Annotated in this window: 15 protein-coding genes; 13 read left to right on the plus strand and 2 right to left on the minus strand. The window is 64.6% G+C overall.

Annotation, left to right across the window (positions count from 1 at the left end):
• Nucleotides 1–3 precede the first annotated feature (3 nt).
• Together EDE12_RS03235 and EDE12_RS03240 are read right to left on the minus strand one after the other, a co-directional pair.
• Nucleotides 4–681: a DUF938 domain-containing protein gene (locus EDE12_RS03235; protein WP_026599705.1), complete on the minus strand. Its 678-nt coding sequence runs from the start codon at nt 679–681 to the stop codon at nt 4–6.
• 43 nt (nt 682–724) lie between these two features.
• The gene (locus EDE12_RS03240) at nt 725–1,768 is read right to left on the minus strand and encodes an alpha/beta fold hydrolase (RefSeq protein WP_024878015.1); all 1,044 of its coding nucleotides are present in this window, start codon (nt 1,766–1,768) and stop codon (nt 725–727) included.
• A 213-nt stretch (nt 1,769–1,981) separates the two neighbouring features.
• On the opposite strand from EDE12_RS03240, the gene EDE12_RS03245 reads away from it, so the two are divergent.
• From EDE12_RS03245 to EDE12_RS21725, 13 genes are all read left to right on the plus strand, one after another.
• Nucleotides 1,982–2,290 (plus strand): YdhR family protein, encoded by a 309-nt coding sequence (locus tag EDE12_RS03245; protein WP_018267453.1) that lies wholly within the window; start codon nt 1,982–1,984, stop codon nt 2,288–2,290.
• A gap of 234 nt (nt 2,291–2,524) precedes the next feature.
• Nucleotides 2,525–2,929: a peptide-methionine (R)-S-oxide reductase MsrB gene (msrB, locus tag EDE12_RS03250; protein ID WP_026599704.1), complete on the plus strand. Its 405-nt coding sequence runs from the start codon at nt 2,525–2,527 to the stop codon at nt 2,927–2,929.
• 661 nt (nt 2,930–3,590) lie between these two features.
• Nucleotides 3,591–5,315, plus strand: coding sequence for a formate--tetrahydrofolate ligase (locus tag EDE12_RS03255; protein WP_024878013.1), 1,725 nt, complete (start codon nt 3,591–3,593; stop codon nt 5,313–5,315).
• 148 nt (nt 5,316–5,463) lie between these two features.
• Nucleotides 5,464–6,657: an aminotransferase class V-fold PLP-dependent enzyme gene (locus EDE12_RS03260; RefSeq protein ID WP_024878012.1), complete on the plus strand. Its 1,194-nt coding sequence runs from the start codon at nt 5,464–5,466 to the stop codon at nt 6,655–6,657.
• A gap of 118 nt (nt 6,658–6,775) precedes the next feature.
• Nucleotides 6,776–7,717, plus strand: coding sequence for a D-2-hydroxyacid dehydrogenase (locus EDE12_RS03265; RefSeq protein ID WP_024878011.1), 942 nt, complete (start codon nt 6,776–6,778; stop codon nt 7,715–7,717).
• A 183-nt stretch (nt 7,718–7,900) separates the two neighbouring features.
• Nucleotides 7,901–8,761 (plus strand): NADP-dependent methylenetetrahydromethanopterin/methylenetetrahydrofolate dehydrogenase, encoded by an 861-nt coding sequence (locus EDE12_RS03270; protein ID WP_024878010.1) that lies wholly within the window; start codon nt 7,901–7,903, stop codon nt 8,759–8,761.
• Between the two features lie 20 nt (nt 8,762–8,781).
• Complete coding sequence (fchA, locus tag EDE12_RS03275; RefSeq protein ID WP_026599703.1) at nt 8,782–9,411, plus strand: methenyltetrahydrofolate cyclohydrolase; 630 nt, start codon at nt 8,782–8,784, stop codon at nt 9,409–9,411.
• 44 nt (nt 9,412–9,455) lie between these two features.
• Nucleotides 9,456–10,625 carry a malate--CoA ligase subunit beta gene (locus tag EDE12_RS03280; RefSeq protein WP_024878008.1) on the plus strand — a complete coding sequence of 390 codons (1,170 nt, stop codon included), beginning with the start codon at nt 9,456–9,458 and terminating at the stop codon, nt 10,623–10,625.
• A 22-nt stretch (nt 10,626–10,647) separates the two neighbouring features.
• The gene (gene sucD, locus EDE12_RS03285; RefSeq protein ID WP_018267462.1) at nt 10,648–11,535 is read left to right on the plus strand and encodes a succinate--CoA ligase subunit alpha; all 888 of its coding nucleotides are present in this window, start codon (nt 10,648–10,650) and stop codon (nt 11,533–11,535) included.
• A gap of 70 nt (nt 11,536–11,605) precedes the next feature.
• Entirely contained in the window at nt 11,606–14,353 is a 2,748-nt protein-coding gene (locus tag EDE12_RS03290) for a phosphoenolpyruvate carboxylase (RefSeq protein ID WP_024878007.1), read from the plus strand.
• Between the two features lie 27 nt (nt 14,354–14,380).
• Nucleotides 14,381–15,355 (plus strand): CoA ester lyase, encoded by a 975-nt coding sequence (locus EDE12_RS03295; RefSeq protein ID WP_024878006.1) that lies wholly within the window; start codon nt 14,381–14,383, stop codon nt 15,353–15,355.
• Between the two features lie 132 nt (nt 15,356–15,487).
• On the plus strand, nt 15,488–16,765 hold the full coding sequence (locus EDE12_RS03300) for a glycerate kinase (RefSeq protein WP_026599702.1): 1,278 nt from the start codon (nt 15,488–15,490) through the stop codon (nt 16,763–16,765).
• 49 nt (nt 16,766–16,814) lie between these two features.
• Nucleotides 16,815–16,988, plus strand: a complete 174-nt coding sequence (locus EDE12_RS21725) for a hypothetical protein (protein WP_157096070.1) — start codon at nt 16,815–16,817, stop codon at nt 16,986–16,988.
• Nucleotides 16,989–16,997 lie beyond the last annotated feature (9 nt).

Genomic DNA, 16,997 nt, shown 5'->3' on the forward strand with positions numbered 1-16,997 from the left:
TCGTCAGGCGCGGCCGAAGATCAGGATGAAATTATTGGCCGGAAGATCGACGATCTTCTTCAGCGCGATTCCATGCGGCGTGGCCGCCTTCTCGAGGTCCCGCACATCCTTCAGCCCCCATTCGGAGACCTGGGCGGCGAGGATTTCCTTATCGAAGGCTTCATTGGAGGCGGTCGTATATCCGCCCTCCACCTTGAACGGGCCATAGATGGCGACGAATCCGTCCTTGGCCAGCAGCTTCGCCGCGAGCTGCGCGATGCCGTCGGCGATGGCGACGGGCGCGACCTGGAACAGATTGACGACGAAGATCACGTCATAGAGGCGATCTTTCGCATCGGGCCAGGTCTCGGAGTTGGTGAGATCGATCTTCAGTGGATCGGCGACATTGGCGGCGCCGGCTTCCGCGCGCTTGGCTTTGATCGTCTCGAAGACATCGGCGTCGTAATCAGAAGGCTGCAGGAACAGCTCCTTGAAGTGCGGCGCGAAATAATTGATGTGATTGCCGGCGCCGCTGGCCAGCTCGAGCACATTGCCGCTCTTTGGAAAAATTTCCTTGAACACGTCGAGGATCGGATCGCGATTGCGATTGCCCGCCCAAGCGACATAGGGGCTGAGCGGATAGGGATCGATCGGCGGACGGTCGGCGGGAATGACGACGGCCTCGGCGGTGACGTTCGACATTGCTTGCTCCTCCTTTACGCTTGCACAGGGAATTCGCGCGCCGTCAGGCGGCGAGCAGCTCGGCGAGATGGCGATCGATCGCCGAATTATAGGCGGCGTCCGCTCCAAAGAGAGCGAGATGGCCCCAAGTCGACGAAACGCGGCGCAATCGGCTCTTGGGGATGAGCTTCTGCTCGGCCTCTATGTCGGCGAGCGGGAAGAATCCGTCCTCGTCGATGGCGATGACGGAGGTCTCTGCGCGAATTCGGCCGAGCGCCGTCGCGAGATCGCCATCGGCGTTTCGCGAGACATCGGCGTCGCGCCACTTGCGCAGCAGCAGAAGAAGATTGTTGGGGTCCTGCGGCAGGAAGTGATTCTCGACGAAGCCGGTGACGAAATCATCCGTCGTCGTGAAGCCCAGCTCCGCAAAGCCGCGCGTGTTGTAGAGCGCCGGAGAGAAGCCGGAGGCAGCAAAGACGCGCGAATGTCGGCGCAAGCCGCGATGGACGCGAGAGGCGCGCTCGTACCAGCCCTCCTCGAAGGCGGGATCGGAGGTGATCGCGTCGATGAATGTCTGCACCAGCAGGCGATTATGCGGCGTGCCGCGCGCGAGGCCGGCGATGGGCGCGGCGCGGCGCACCGCCTCGGGAAAACGCACGGCCCATTCATAGGTCTGCTGCGCGCCCATGGAGCCGCCGAGCACGAGAGCGAGGCGCTCGATTCCGAATGTCTCCGTCACCAGACGATGCTGCGCGCGCACGTCGTCGGCGATCTCGACCTTGGGAAAGCGCGCGGCGCCGAAGGGTGCGCGCGTGTTGCTCGGCGAGCTGGAGAGGCCGGCGCCGATCTGATTGACCAGGATGATGAAATATTTTTCTGGATCGAGCGCGCGGCCGGGGCCGACATAGGCGAGCTCGAGAATTTTCGACGAGCCGGAATACCAGCTCGGAAACAGCACGGCGTTGTCGCGCGCCGGCGAGAGCTTTCCGAAAGTGGCGTAGGCGATCTCGAGGTCGCGTATCTTCTCTCCGCTCACGAGATCGAAATCGCCGAGCGCCTGCGTCTCGAAAGGGCCGTGGGTCTTCTGCGAGTAGTAAGCCTCGGTCACGAATGCCTCCGCGTCGGTTCGCGCAGATGCTGCTAAATCATATCGAAAATATCAAGAGATAAAAATTGGGCAGGCGAATTGTCGCATATAAAACAAAACTGTCATATTGCCATGCTGCCGCTACGACGAAAATTAGCGTTGTTAGACTAGTGGGATTATGATTTTAATTGCCGCCGAATGCGCGTGAGGCGCGAGAGATTCGCGGAGGCCGGCATGGGTGAGAAGATATTTCTCTACGCTGAAATTCAGGTGTCGATTCCTTTCGAGCAAATCCCCTGGAAAGAGATCGATGTCGCGATGAAGAAAAATCCCGGCATAAAGAGCAAGACTTGGCTCAGCGGGATCAACACCAACACAATCGGCGGCTTCTACGAATTCGACTCGCTCGAGAACGCCAAGGCCTACGCCACCGGCTATCTCGCCGAGGCGGCGCAGCAGCTCGGCGGCTCGCTGACGGTGCGGCTCTACAATGGCGATGTCGTCGCCGAGGCCAGCAAGGCGATCTACTCGCCCTTCTACTAAAGACGCGTCGCTCGCGAGGTCGAAGGCCGCGAGCTTCGCGGCCTCCGCGCCCGAGCATGCTTCTCTCGCGCCACGCGCGAAACATCATGCTCATAGGAGGCGGCCCGCGGGGCGCCGCGCTTTTCCGCATGGAATCTCCCCACTGGCGCGGAAACGATCTTCTCCGTGACGCCCGGTCCCGATAAGCTTCGTCATGTCGCCGGCGGCGAACCGAACGCTCTCGAGGAGGACGCCATGACCAGCGGAGATCAATTCCCCGTCACCCGTACCGAGGAGGAGTGGCGCGCGCGCCTCACTCCCGATCAATATGTCATAATGCGCCGCCATGGCACCGAGCCGCCGGGCAGCTGCGCGCTCGACCAGGAGAAGCGCCCTGGCGTGTTCTCCTGCGCCGGCTGCGATCAGCCGCTCTTCGCTACGCGCCAGAAATTCTCGAGCGGCACGGGCTGGCCCAGCTTCTTCGATCCGCTCGACGGCGCCATCGCCACCTCCGTCGATCACACCCATGGCATGACCCGCACCGAGGTGCATTGCAGCCGCTGCGGCTCGCATCTCGGCCATGTGTTTCCCGACGGCCCGCCGCCCACCGGTCTTCGCTATTGCATCAATGGCCTCGCCCTGACTTTTTTTCCCGAGTGACGGGCGGGTAGGCGCTACCCCATTCGTCGAGCGACCCTCCCCTCCCCCGCTCGAAGGGGTACGGGTGGGCCGCGACGACGCTCTGGCGCGAGCTTATACGCTCCTTTCGATCGGGAGCGCGGGCGCACGGGACTATATTTCCCACTCTGGATATTGATTTTCAAACCTATACGGGACGAGCCGGCCGCGGCGCGCGCGCCATGCCAGTCGATCACGAACGCTCTGATCGGATAGGTAAAGGGTGGGCGGACGGCCCCGGCTGTTCGAATGTGCGAAGAGAGCGGGACGCGACTCCGAACGAAGAGGAGAGCGTCGCAATCGCTCGATTTCCGCGGAAACTGTGGGCTATATCGCCTGATATTTTCGCTTGACGAGGAATTTCGATCTCTCCATAGCCACGGGGCCGCGGATATCGATCGGCGTCTTGCGGGCAGGAGACGATGTCGCAGGGCCGAATGTCCGCCAGCCGTGGTTCTTGATGAAACTATCGGAAGGTTCTAGTTTCGCGGAACAATGACGGCGAAGACCGGGTTTCTCGGTCTTGGCCCGACGGTCGTTGGCGGCGCGCGCAGGGATTTCCACTGCGCGGGGCATGGCCACTCGGCCCGGATAAATCTTCGAGGGCGGGCGAAACGCTTTCTGCGAGGGGAGAGAAATTGTAATGTCCGATACGTCCATCCCGGCCAGCGGGAAAGGCAACCAGCATCTTTCTCCCAAATCCGATATCGAGATCTCTCAAGCGGCGTCCATGCGTCCGATCGTCGACGTCGCCCGCGAGAAGCTCGGCATCCCCGCCGAACATGTGTTGCCTTACGGACATTACAAGGCGAAAATCTCCCTCGACTATCTCAGCTCCCTGCAGGACCGCCCGGACGGCAAGCTGATCCTCGTCACCGCCATCACGCCGACGCCCGCCGGCGAAGGCAAGACGACCACCACGGTCGGCCTGGGCGATGCGCTCAATCACATCGGCAAGAAGGCCATCATGTGCCTTCGCGAGCCGAGCCTCGGCCCCTGCTTCGGCGTGAAGGGCGGCGCCGCCGGTGGCGGTTATGCACAAGTCGTGCCGATGGAGGACATCAACCTCCATTTCACCGGCGACTTCCACGCCATCGGCGCGGCCAATAATCTGCTCTCCGCGCTCATCGACAATCACGTCTATTGGGGCAATTCGCTCGGCATCGATCCGCGCCGCATCTCCTGGCGCCGCGCTGTGGACATGAACGACCGCTCGCTGCGCTCGATCGTCTCCTCGCTCGGCGGCGTCGCCAATGGCTTCCCGCGTGAGGACGGCTTCGACATCACCGTCGCCTCCGAGGTGATGGCGATCTTCTGCCTCGCCACCAGCCTCGAGGATCTTCAGCGCCGGCTCGGCGACATCATCGTCGCGCAGACGCGCGACAAGAAGAACATCCGCGCCTCCGAGCTGAAGGCGCAGGGCTCCATGGCCGCGCTGCTGAAGGACGCCATCGCCCCCAATCTGGTGCAGACGCTCGAGAATAATCCGGCCTTCATCCATGGCGGGCCTTTCGCCAATATCGCGCATGGCTGCAATTCGGTCATCGCCACCAAGGCGGCGTTGAAGCTCGCCGATTATGTGGTGACGGAAGCCGGCTTCGGCGCCGATCTCGGCGCGGAGAAGTTCTTCGACATCAAATGCCGCAAGGCCGGAATCAAGCCGGACGTCACTGTCATCGTCGCGACAATTCGCGCGCTGAAGATGCATGGCGGCGTCGCCAAGGATGATCTGAAGGTCGAGAATGTCGCGGCGCTGGAGAAGGGCTTCGCCAATCTGAAGCGCCATATCGCCAATGTGCAGAAGTTCGGCGTGCCGGTGATCGTCTCCGTCAACCGCTTCAGCACCGACACGCAGGCGGAGATCGAGCTGCTGCAGAAGCTTTCCCAGGCCGAGGGCGTCGATTGCGTGCTCGCCGATCATTGGGGCTCGGGCGGTCCGGGCGCGGCGGAGCTCGCCCATAAGGTCGTCTCGACGATCGAGGCCAAGCCCACGCAGTTCAAGCCGCTCTACGCCGATGATCTGCCGCTGGTGGAGAAGGTGCGCACCATCGCGCGCGAGCTCTATGGCGCCTCGGACATCGCGCTCGATCCGTCGGTGAAGACGCGCTTCGCGGAGCTGGAGAAAGAGGGCTTCGGCCATCTGCCGGTCTGCATCGCCAAGACGCAATACAGCTTCTCGACCGACGCCAACGCCAAGGGGGCGCCCTCGGGTCATGTGATCCCGGTGCGCGAGCTCCGGCTGTCGGCGGGCGCGGAATTCGTCGTCGTCGTCTGCGGCGACATCATGACCATGCCGGGCCTGCCCAAGGTTCCCGCCGCCAACAATATCGAGGTCGGCGCGGACGGGCGGATCGCCGGCCTGTTCTAGAGCGCTCTTCGCTCGAACGATCTCGTTCGAGCGATCAGAGCCCGCTCTGAGCGCGGCCGCCGCGGGAAGAAGCAACGGGCGCCGGGCCTCGTTCCCCGCGTCCGACGAAAACAAACTCGAACCGATGAGCTCGAAGGGAGCCCAAGACATGTCGAATTCCAGAATTCCGGGCCGCAATTTTCTGTTCGTTCCCGGCCCGACCAATATTCCGGACCGTATCCTGCGCGCGATGAATGTCGTTTCCGAGGACCATCGTTCGCCGAAGTTCCCCGAGTTGACGCTGCCGCTGTTCACCCAGCTCAAGAAGGTCTTCAAGACCGAGAGCGCTCAGGCCTTCATCTTCCCGGCTTCGGGCACCGGCGGCTGGGAAGCGGCGATCACCAACACTCTGTCGCCCGGCGACAAGGTCATCGCGCAGCGCTTCGGCCAGTTCACCCATCTGTGGATCGACCTTGCCAAGCGCATCGGTCTCGATGTGATCGAGCAGGACGAGGAGTGGGGCGTCGGCAACAATCCCGACCGCATCGAAGAGACGCTGAAGGCCGACAAGAATCACGAGATCAAGGCCGTCTTCGCCACGCATAACGAGACAGCCACGGGCGTGACCTCGGACATCGGCGCCGTGCGCAAGGCGATCGACAACGCCAAGCATCCCGCCATGCTCTTCGTCGATGGCGTGTCCTCCGTCGGCTCGCTGGACTTCAAGCAGGACGAGTGGGGCGTCGACGTCGCCGTCTCCGGCTCGCAGAAAGGCTTCATGCTGCCGGCCGGCCTCGCCATCATGAGCGTCAGCCAGAAGGCGCTGAAGGCCGGCGAGACCGCCAAGCTGCATCGCGCCTATTTCGACTTCCAGGATCATGTGAAGGCGAACGCCACCGGCTACTTCCCCTACACGCCGGCGCTGCCGCTGCTCTACGGCCTGCGCGAGTCGCTCAATGTTCTGTTCGAGGAAGGCCTCGATCAGGTCTATGCGCGTCATCACCATCTCGCCGAGGGCGTGCGCGCCGCGGTCGCGGCCTGGGGCCTCAAGCCCTGCGCCAAGGAAGCCAAGTGGAACTCCGACACTGTGACCGCGATCGTGGTGCCGGAAGGCTTCGACGCAGCCAAGGTCATCGAGATCGCCTATAAGCGCTACAATCTCGCGCTCGGCGCCGGCCTCAACAAGGTCGCCGGCAAGGTGTTCCGCATCGGCCATCTCGGCGATCTCAACGAGCTGATGCTGCTCGGCGCCATCGCGGGCGCGGAAATGGCGATGCTCGACGTCGGCATTCCGGTCACGGCCGGCAGCGGCGTCGCGGCGGCCCAGGCCGTCTATCGCGCCAATCCGATCCTCCAGGCCTGATGATTCGCGGCCTCGCCCCTTTGCGGGCGAGGCCGCTTCTTCAAAACGAGACGCGACGTTTCGACGTCGCAAAATGTCGAGCCGAAACGGCCGAGCGACTTCGGGGGAAGCAGCAAACATGTCGCACAAAATCGTCTTTCTCGATCGCGAGACGCTCGACGCCAATTTGCGCAAGCCGAATTTCCCGCACGACTATACGGAATATGCGCAGACCTCTCCGGCCGATGTGGTCGAGCGCCTCAAGGGCGCGACCATCGCCATCACCAATAAGGTTCCGCTGCGCGAGGAAGCGCTGAAGCAGCTTCCCGATCTCAAGCTGATCGCCGTCGCCGCCACCGGCACCGACGTGATCGACAAGGCCTATACGACGGCCAATGGAATCACCGTCTCCAACATCCGCAATTACGCCTTCAACACGCTTCCCGAGCATGTGATCGCGCTGATCTTCGCGCTGCGCCGCAATCTCGTGAACTATGTGGATTCGGTGCGCCGCGGCCGTTGGCAGGAGTCGAACCAGTTCTGCTATTTCGACTATCCGATCTATGACATCGCCGGCTCGACGCTCGGGATCATCGGCTATGGCGCGCTCGGCAAGTCGATCGCGACGCGCGCCGAGGCGCTGGGCATGAAGCTGCTCATCAATGACGTCGTTCCCGGCCCCGGCATCGTCGACATTCCGACCATTCTGCGCGAGGCCGATGTCGTCACGCTCAATCTGCCCCTGACGCCGCAGACCAAGAATCTCATCGGCGCGAAAGAGCTCGCCTCGATGAAGAAGACGTCGATCATCATCAACACCGCGCGCGGCGGCATCGTCGATGAGCAGGCGCTCGCCGATGCGCTGCGCAATGGCGTCATCGCCGGCGCGGGCTTCGACGTGCTGACCGTCGAGCCGCCCAAGCAGGGCAATATTCTGCTCGATCCGACGATTCCCAATCTCATCGTCACGCCGCATGTCGCCTGGGCCTCCAAGGAGGCGATGCAGGTGCTGGCCGATCAGCTGATCGACAATGTCGACGCCTTCGTCGCCGGCGCGCCGCGCAATCTGGTGACGGCGTAAGCGCAGTTGCAGTCTCGCGCCCGACCAGGCGTCATGGCCGGGCTCGTCCCGGCCATCCACGCCGAACGGCGGTGGAGCGGTCGAGACGAAACAGGAATGACTCGGCGCATGTCGGGCGCCTTGCGTGGCGTGGATGGCCGGGACGAGCCCGGCCATGACGGACAGCCTTTCACAGGAACTGCTATGACTCAAAAGCTGCTCTTCCTTCTCGACACCGATGCGGTCCCGAGCGTGTTCGACACGGTCGTCGCCTATGACGGCGGCGCAGATCATGTCATCGGCTACGCCAATGTGACGCCTGCGAATGTCGGCGCGCTGGTCGATGGCGCGATATACACGCGCGGTCCGAAGGAGAAGCAGTTCACCGCGCTCTTCGTGGGCGGCGGCGATATGGTCGCCGGCGAGACCTTGTTCAAAGCGGTGCGCAAGCGCTTCTTCTCGAATTTCCGCGTCTCCGTGATGCTCGACTCCAACGGCTCCAACACGACGGCCGCCGCGGGCGTGGCGCTGCTCGCCAAGGCCAAGCCGCTCGCCGGCAAGAAGGCCATCGTGCTCGCCGGCACCGGCCCGGTCGGCCTGCGCGCCGCGGCCTTCCTGCATTCGGAGGGCGCCGAGGTCGCCATCACCTCGCGCCAGAAGTCGCGCGCCGACGCGGCGGCCGCCGCGCTGCAGGAGCGTTTCGGCTTCACGCCCACCGCGATCGAGGCGGTCGATAACGCCGCCCGCGCCGCGGCGGTGAAGGGAACCAATATCGTCTTCGCGGCCGGCGCCATCGGCGTGCAACTGCTGGAAGAGCAGGATTGGCAGAATGATCCGACGATCGAGCTGCTCGCGGACGTCAATGCGCAGCCGCCGCTCGGCATCGGCGGCGTCGAGGCGATCGACAAGGCGAAGGAGCGTCATGGCAAGATCGTCATTGGCGCGCTCGGCGTCGGCGGCCTGAAGCTGAAGCTGCATCGCGCCTGCATCGCGCAATTGTTCGAGAGCGCCGACAAGGTGCTCGACGCCGAGGAAATCTACGTGCAGGCCAAGGCGAACGCCTGACTTTCGAGGGATCGACGAGAATGACCAAGGACGAAACGATCGGCAAATTTCTCGACGATCTCGCCAGCGAGCGTCCGACGCCGGGCGGCGGCGGCGCCGCTGCGGTGATGGGCGCCATCGGCGCGGCGCTAGTGTCGATGGTCGCCAATCTCACCATCGGCAAGAAGAATTACGAATCCGTCGAGGAAGATCTCAAAGCCGCGCGGGCCGAGGCCGAGCGCGTTCGCGCCGAGCTGACCGCCGCGATCGACGAAGATGTCGTCGCCTTCAATTCGGTGATGGGCGCCTATGGCCTGCCGCGCGCCACCGATGAGGACAAGGCCGCGCGCTCGGCCGCCATTCAGGCCGCGCTGAAGGAGGCCACGCTCGCGCCGCTGCGCGCGGTGAAGGCCTGCTTCGAGGTGATCGTCCTCTCCGAGGCCGCCGCCGACAAAGGCAATCTCAACGTTATCAGCGACGCCGGCGTCGCCGTTCTCGCGGCCAATGCCGGATTGCGGAGCGCCGCGCTCAACGTCTACATCAATGCAAAAGCGATCAAGGATCGCGAGTTCGCAGAGAAACAGATCGGCGAGGTCGAGGCTCTGCTGGCCGCCGCCGCCGAGAAGACCGAAGCCGTCTACAAGGTCGTGAGAGACAAGATCGGCTCGTAATTTCACTCTCGAGCCGGCGATAAAACTGCAAGGGGAGAGGAAACATGGACGTCCATGAGTATCAAGCCAAGGAATTATTGGCGAGCTGCGGCGTCGCCGTGCCCCCCGGCACCGTCGCTTTCAGCCCCGATCAGGCCGTTTACGCGGCGACCGAGCTCGGCGGCTCGCATTGGGTGGTGAAGGCGCAGATTCACGCCGGCGCGCGCGGCAAGGCGGGCGGCATCAAGCTGTGCCGCACCTATCACGAGGTTCAGCAGGCCGCGCGCGAATTGCTCGGCAAGCGTCTCGTCACCAAGCAGACCGGGCCGGAAGGCAAGCCGGTGCAGCGCGTCTATGTCGAGCTCGCCGACCCTTACGAGCGCGAGCTCTATCTCGGCTTCGTCCTCGACCGTAAGCTCGAGCGCGTGCGCGTCATCGCCTCCAAGCATGGCGGCATGGAGATCGAGGAGATCGCCAAGACCGATCCCGACGCTATTCTTCAGGTCATCGTCGAGCCGGCCGTCGGCCTGCTGCCCTTCCAGGCGCGCGAGCTGGCCTTTCAGCTCGGCCTGAATCTCAAGCAGGTGTCGCGCGCGGTTCAGTCGATCCTCGGCGCCTATCGCGCCTTCCGCGACAATGATGCGACCATGCTGGAGATCAATCCGCTGGTCGTCACCAAGGACGACAAGGTTCTCGCGCTCGACGCGAAAATGTCCTTCGACGACAACGCCCTGTTCCGTCGCCGCAACATCGTCGACATGAATGATCCCTCGCAGTCCGACCCGCGCGAGGCGCAGGCGCTCGAGCATGCGCTGAACTACATCGGTCTCGACGGCGAGATCGGCTGCATCGTCAATGGCGCGGGCCTCGCGATGGCGACGATGGACATGATCAAGCACGCGGGCGGCAATCCGGCGAACTTCCTCGATGTCGGCGGCGGCGCCTCGGCCGAGCGCGTCGCGACGGCGTTTCGTCTCGTGCTCTCCGACGCCAATGTGAAGGTGGTGCTCGTCAACATCTTCGCCGGCATCAATCGCTGCGACTGGGTCGCGCAGGGCGTCATCGACGCGGTGAAGGCGACCAACATCACGGCGCCGCTCGTCGTGCGTCTCGCCGGCACCAATGTCGAGGCCGGCCGCAAGCTGCTCGACGAGAGCGGCATCAATGTCATCACCGCCGATTCGCTGGCCGACGCCGCCCAAAAGGCCGTCGCCGCTTGGCGCTCCGTGAAGTGAGCGGCGAGGCCGGGAGGAAACAATGAGCATTCTCATCGACGAAAAAACGCCCATCCTCGTTCAGGGCATCACCGGCGACAAGGGCAGCTTCCACGCCAAGGAGATGATCGACTACGGCACCAATGTCGTCGCCGGCGTCACTCCGGGCAAGGGCGGCAAGACCGTGCATGGCGTGCCGATCTTCGACACGGTGCGCGAGGCGGTGAAGCAGACCGGGGCGACCACCAGCATCACCTTCGTGGCGCCGCCCTATGCGGCCGACGCGATCATGGAGGCGGCGGATGCGGGCATTCGCCTCATCTGCTCCATCACCGACGGCATTCCTGCGCAGGACATGATGCGCGTGAAGCGCTACTTCCTGCGCTATCCGCGCGAGAAGCGTCCGACGATGGTCGGGCCGAACTGCGCCGGCATCATCAGCCCCGGCAAGGCCATGCTCGGCATCATGCCCGGCCATATCTACAAGCAGGGAAATGTCGGCCTCATCTCGCGCTCCGGCACGCTCGGCTATGAGGCGGCCTCGCAGCTGAAGGAGCTCGGGCTCGGCATCTCGACCTCGGTCGGCATCGGCGGCGATCCCATCAACGGCTCGTCCTTCCTGGATCATCTCGTGCTGTTCGATCAGGATCCGGAGACGGAAGCCGTGCTCATCATCGGCGAGATCGGCGGTCCGCAGGAGGCCGAGGCAGCGGCCTGGATCAAGGAGAATTTCTCCAAGCCGGTGGTCGGCTTCGTCGCCGGCCTCACGGCGCCCAAGGGTCGCCGCATGGGCCATGCGGGCGCCATCATCTCGGCGACCGGCGACAGCGCCGCGGAGAAGACCGAGATCATGAAGTCCTACGGCCTCGCCGTGGCGCCGAGCCCGGCCGAGTTCGGCTCGGCCGTCGCCGCCGTGCTGAAGCGCGCGTGACACGAGAAACGCCTCTTCCCGCGCCGCGGGGAGAGGCTCCCATCCGCCTCACCATAGCCAGGGAGACTGCATGACCGCCGACCAGAAGGTCTTGTCCGAATCGACCTCGTCCGCCGCCCCTTCGGCGCTGGCGACGCGATCGGTCAAAGAGGCGGCGGCTTTTCTGCTCGACCAGCTCGTGGGCGTGGTGAAGCGCCATCAGCCGGAGATCGCGCCCGTGCTGAGCGGCTTCGGCTCCTCCGCCGGCCTGCCGCCGGCGCTGATGGCGCGGGCTCTGCAGGCGCAGGGCATATGGTTTCAGCTGCTCTCCATCGCCGAGCAGGCCTCGGCCATGCGCCGCCGCCGCACCATAGAGCGCGCCAAGGGCCGCGACGAATTGCTCGGCTCCTTCGCCCATGTTCTGGCGGACGCCGCCAAGTCCGGCGTCACCGCCGACGAGATTCGCGCGCAGCTCAAATCGCTGCGCATTCGCCCGGTCATCACCGCCCATCCGACCGAGGCCAAGCGCGTCACCGTCCTCGAGAAGAATCGCAAGATCTATCTGCTGCTGAAGGATCTCGAATCCTCGCGCTGGACCGATCGCGAGCGCGCCAGCCGCATCGGCGCCGTCGGCGATCAGATCGAGCTTTTGTGGCTCACCGGCGAATTGCATCTCGAGAAGCCGACCGTCGAGCACGAGGTCGCCTGGGGCCTGCATTTCTTCGCCGAAAATCTTTTCGATCTCGCGCCGGAGATGCTCGCCTCCTTCGAGAGCGCGCTCGCCGCTCATTATCCCAATGAGCGCTTCGATATCACGCCCTTCTTCCAATTCGGCTCCTGGATCGGCGGCGACCGCGACGGCAATCCATTCGTCACCAATGCGGTGACGCGCGAGACGATGACCGTCAACGCGCTCGCCAGCCTCGAATATTATCGCCAGCGCATTCTCGATCTCGCGCGCGTGCTGTCGATCAGCGAAGGCTCGGTGACGATCCCGGCCGAGTTCCGCGCCGCGCTCGAGGCGGAGCTGGCGCAGGTCGAGGACGCCGACAGGATCAAGACGCGCAATCACGGCGAGGCCTTCCGCCAATATCTCACCTGCGTGCTGCGCAAGCTCGACGAGACGATCCTCACCACCAAGGGCGAAGGTCGCGGCAAGGCGCGCTACGGCAACGCCGACGAGCTGATCCGCGATCTGCGCATTCTGGAGCAGGCGTTGATCGAGAGCCGCAGCCCGTCGCTCGCCGCCGATATGGTGCGGCCGGCGCGGCGCGCGGTGGAGATTTTCCGCTTCAGCACCGTGCGTCTCGATCTGCGCGAGAACACGACGCGCACCAATAATGCGCTGCGCGACATTCATCGCATCAAGACCGGCAAGGATGCGCCGGACGTCGACTCGCCCGAGTGGCAGGCCTGGCTCATCGCCGAGCTGGCGCAGCCGCGCAATGGCGTTCCGCTCACAGGCCTCGCGCCGGAGTCGCAAGATACGCTCGACATGTTCGCGCTGGTCGCGGACATGCGCTCGCGCCTCGATCGCGAGGCCTTCGGCAGCTTCATCCTCTCCATGACGCATTCGGTCGCCGATGTTCTCGGCGCCTATGTGCTGGCCAAGCATGGCGGGCTCTATCTCGATGACGCCGGCCTCGAGCTGTGCACCCTGCCGATCGTGCCATTGTTCGAGACGATTCCCGATCTGCGCGCCGCGCCCGTCATCATGCGCGAGCTGCTGCGCGTGCCCGTCGTGCGCCGCAGCACGCGCTGGCAGGGCAATGTGCAAGAGGTGATGATCGGCTATTCCGACTCCAACAAGGACGGCGGCTTCATGTCGTCGAACTGGGAGCTGGCGAAAGCGCAATCCAAGCTGACGCGCCTCGGCGAGGAGCTGGGCGTCGCCATCGCCTTCTTCCACGGCCGCGGCGGCTCGGTCAGCCGCGGCGGCGCGCCGACCGGACACGCCATCGCCGCGCAGCCGGCGGGCTCCATTCGCGGCCGCTTCCGCGTGACGGAGCAGGGCGAGGTCGTCTCCTTCAAATACGCCAATCGCGGCACGGCCTCCTATCAGCTGGAGCTGCTGGCGAGCAGCGTCTTCGCCCATGCGCTGAAGTCCGAGCGCGAGGATGCGCTCGTTCCCCGCGCGGAGTTCGACGATGCGCTGGAGGCGCTCTCCGGCGCCTCGCTCGCGGCCTATGGCAAATTCATCGCCGATCCCGATCTCGTCGCCTATTTCCAGGCGGCGAGCCCGCTCGAGGAAATCTCGCTGCTCAATATCGGCTCGCGGCCGGCGCGTCGCTTCGGCGCGCGCAGCCTCGCGGATCTGCGCGCTATCCCTTGGGTCTTCGCCTGGGCGCAGAACCGTCACGCCATCACCGGCTGGTATGGCGTCGGCTCCGGCCTCACCAGCTTCATCGAGGTGCGCGGCGAGCGCGGCCTGCAGCTGCTGCATCGCATGTTCGAGGATTCGCGCCTCTTCCGCCTCATCCTCGACGAGGTGGAGAAAACGCTGGCGATGGTCGATCTCGGCATTGCCCGGCAATACGCTTCGCTGGTCGCCGACGAAGCCGTGCGCAAGAAAATCTTTTCGGCGATCGAGGCCGAATATCACCTCACTTGCGAGAGCGTGCTGCGCATCACCGGCGGCGGCGAGATCGGCGCGCGCTTCACCGACTATCAGGCGCGGCTCGCGCATCGCCTCGCCACCATCAACGAGGTCAACCGCGAGCAGGTGGAATTGCTGCGCCTGTTCCGCACCACCGAAGAGGAAGCGCTGAAGGAGGAATACAAGTCGGCTTTGCTGCTGTCGATCAGCTGCATCGCCGCCGGCCTCGGCGCCACCGGATAAGCTCTTACACAGGGAAAGGGAGTCATCATGAGTTTCACTTTGATCGAGCAGGCGACGCCGCGTCTCCATCGCTCCGAGCTGGCCGTTCCGGGCTCTGCCCCGGGCATGTTCGAGAAGGCCGCGACCTCCAAGTCCGACCAGGTCTTCCTGGACCTCGAGGACGCGGTCGCTCCGGACGACAAGGAGCAGGCGCGCAAGAACATCATCCAGGGCCTCAATGAGATCGATTGGGGCTCCAAGACCATGACGCTGCGCATCAACGGCCTCGACACGCATTTCTGCTATCGCGATGTGGTCGATGTCGTCGAGGCCTGCCCGCGTCTCGACGTGATCCTCATTCCGAAGGTCGGCGTTCCGCAGGACGTCTACGCCATCGACATGTTGGTCACGCAGATCGAGAGCTACAAGAAGCGCACCAAGCGCATCGGCTTCGAGCTGCTGATCGAGACCGCGCTCGGCATGGCCAATGTCGAGGCGATCGCTCAGGCTTCGAAGCGCAATGAGGCGCTCTCCTTCGGCGTCGCCGACTATGCCGCTTCGACCCGCGCCCGCACCACCGTCATCGGCGGCGTGAACCCGGATTATGGCGTTCTCTCGGACAAGGACGCCGAGGGCAATCGCCAGTATTTCTGGGCCGACCAGTGGCATGCGGCGCAGACGCGCTTCCTCGTCGCCGCGCGCGCCTATGGCCTGCGTCCGATCGACGGCCCGTTCGGCGACTTCGGCGATCCGGATGGCTATATCGCCGCCGCCAAGCGCGCCGCGGTCCTCGGCTTCGAGGGCAAGTGGGCGATTCATCCCTCGCAGATCGATTTGGCCAATCAGGTCTTCACGCCTTCCGAGGCGGAAGTGAAGAAGGCCCGCCGCATTCTCGAGGCGATGGAGCAGGCGGCCAAGGAAGGCCGCGGCGCCGTGTCTCTCGACGGCCGCCTGATCGACATCGCCAGCATCCGCATGGCCCAGGCGCTGATCGACAAGGCGGATCAGATCGGCGCTGCGTAAGCAGTAGCCAAATCGTCGGGCGCGCATCCTTCTCCCACAAGTGGGAGAAGGGAGAACACGACGGTCGTAGCGCTCTCTCCCTTCTCCCTCAAGCGGGAGAAGGGAGAACGTCGAGATTCAGGGATTTGGTCTATGTCTGACGACTACCGCACGCTTCTCCGCGCCATGTTCGACGCCGCTGTCGGCGCGGCGCATCCGTCCGTCTGCCTGCCGGCCTTCCTCGAGAAGATCGCGCCGCCCAAGGGCCGCACCATCGTCGTCGGCGCGGGCAAGGCGGCCGCCTCCATGGCCGCGGCGGTCGAAGCGCATTGGCCGCATCCGATCGAGGGCCTCGTCGTCACCCGTTACGAGCATGGCGCCCCCACTTCCAAGATCGAGGTGATCGAGGCCTCGCATCCGGTGCCGGACGCCGCCGGCCGCGCCGCCGCGGGACGCATCCTCGCGAAGGTCCAAGGCCTCACTGAGGACGATCTCGTGCTCGCGCTGATTTCCGGCGGCGGCTCGGCGCTGATGGCGCTGCCCGCGGACGGCGTCAGCCTCGAGGAGAAGCAGGCCGTCAACAAGGCGCTGCTGAAGAGCGGCGCGACCATTTCCGAGATGAATTGCGTGCGCAAGCACCTCTCGGCGATCAAGGGCGGACGTCTCGCCCGCGCCGCCGCGCCGGCCAAGGTCGTCGCGCTGATGATCTCCGACGTGCCGAATGACGATCTCTCCGTCATCGCCTCCGGCCCCACCGTGCCGGACCCGACGACGCGCCAGGACGCGCTCGCCGTCATCGCCAAATATAAGATCGACGCGCCGGCCGCCGTGCTCGCCTATCTGTCGACCGACGCCTGCGAGACGCCCAAGCCCGGCGACAAGATTTTCGATCGCGTCGAGAACATTCTCATCGCGACGCCGCAAGGCTCGCTGGACGCCGCCGCCGCAGTGGCGAGCAAGGCGGGCTTCACGCCGCTCATCCTCGGCGATCTCGAGGGCGAATCGCGCGACGTCGCGCTGGTGCATGCCGGCATCGCCCGGCAGATCGCCCGCCATGCGCAGCCGATCGCGCCGCCCGTCGCCATCATCTCCGGCGGCGAGACCACCGTCACCGTGCGCGGCAATGGCAAGGGCGGCCGCGACGCGGAGTTCCTGCTGGCGCTGACGCTGGCGCTCGAAGGCTTCGGCGGCATTTCCGCCATCGCCTGCGATACGGATGGAATCGACGGCAGCGAGGACAACGCCGGCGCGATCATGACCGCCGATTCCTTCGCGCGGGCGGCGGCGCAGGGCGTCGATCTCAAGGCGTTCTTCGCCAATAACGACGCCTATACGGCTTTCGAGAAGCTCGGCGATCTCCTCGTCACCGGCCCGACGCGCACCAATGTGAACGACTTCCGCGTCATTCTCGTACCCGGTCGGGCGAGTTGAGCGCATTCCGAGCTTGCCGGCCGCATCTGTTATAATATAACATTTGAAAATGAACCGACCGCAATCGGCGATTTTTCAAAAGGACGCGCCCGCCGCTCATGCGCATGGCGAGCGCGCCGACGGCCGCGTCTCGCTGCTGCGCCTTTCGGCGGGCGAGCGGCTTCTCGCCGCCGCCGCCGTGCTGGCGTTGCTCTGGGCCGCCGTCTATTGGGCGCTGAGCTGAAGGCGCGAC

The organism is Methylosinus sp. sav-2, from assembly GCF_004366495.1.
Taxonomy (GTDB): domain Bacteria; phylum Pseudomonadota; class Alphaproteobacteria; order Rhizobiales; family Beijerinckiaceae; genus Methylosinus.

Excerpts from the sequence above, each read along its gene's own strand:
- EDE12_RS03270 (WP_024878010.1), top strand. The coding sequence starts at position 7,901 with ATGACTCAAAAGCTGCTCTTCCTTCTCGACACCGATGCGGTCCCGAGC.
- EDE12_RS03260 (WP_024878012.1), top strand. The coding sequence starts at position 5,464 with ATGTCGAATTCCAGAATTCCGGGCCGCAATTTTCTGTTCGTTCCCGGC.
- EDE12_RS03245 (WP_018267453.1), top strand. The coding sequence starts at position 1,982 with ATGGGTGAGAAGATATTTCTCTACGCTGAAATTCAGGTGTCGATTCCT.
- msrB (WP_026599704.1), top strand. The coding sequence starts at position 2,525 with ATGACCAGCGGAGATCAATTCCCCGTCACCCGTACCGAGGAGGAGTGG.
- EDE12_RS03290 (WP_024878007.1), top strand. The coding sequence starts at position 11,606 with ATGACCGCCGACCAGAAGGTCTTGTCCGAATCGACCTCGTCCGCCGCC.
- EDE12_RS03255 (WP_024878013.1), top strand. The coding sequence starts at position 3,591 with ATGTCCGATACGTCCATCCCGGCCAGCGGGAAAGGCAACCAGCATCTT.
- EDE12_RS03235 (WP_026599705.1), bottom strand. The coding sequence starts at position 681 with ATGTCGAACGTCACCGCCGAGGCCGTCGTCATTCCCGCCGACCGTCCG.
- EDE12_RS03280 (WP_024878008.1), top strand. The coding sequence starts at position 9,456 with ATGGACGTCCATGAGTATCAAGCCAAGGAATTATTGGCGAGCTGCGGC.
- EDE12_RS03265 (WP_024878011.1), top strand. The coding sequence starts at position 6,776 with ATGTCGCACAAAATCGTCTTTCTCGATCGCGAGACGCTCGACGCCAAT.
- fchA (WP_026599703.1), top strand. The coding sequence starts at position 8,782 with ATGACCAAGGACGAAACGATCGGCAAATTTCTCGACGATCTCGCCAGC.
- sucD (WP_018267462.1), top strand. The coding sequence starts at position 10,648 with ATGAGCATTCTCATCGACGAAAAAACGCCCATCCTCGTTCAGGGCATC.
- EDE12_RS03295 (WP_024878006.1), top strand. The coding sequence starts at position 14,381 with ATGAGTTTCACTTTGATCGAGCAGGCGACGCCGCGTCTCCATCGCTCC.
- EDE12_RS03300 (WP_026599702.1), top strand. The coding sequence starts at position 15,488 with ATGTCTGACGACTACCGCACGCTTCTCCGCGCCATGTTCGACGCCGCT.
- EDE12_RS21725 (WP_157096070.1), top strand. The coding sequence starts at position 16,815 with ATGAACCGACCGCAATCGGCGATTTTTCAAAAGGACGCGCCCGCCGCT.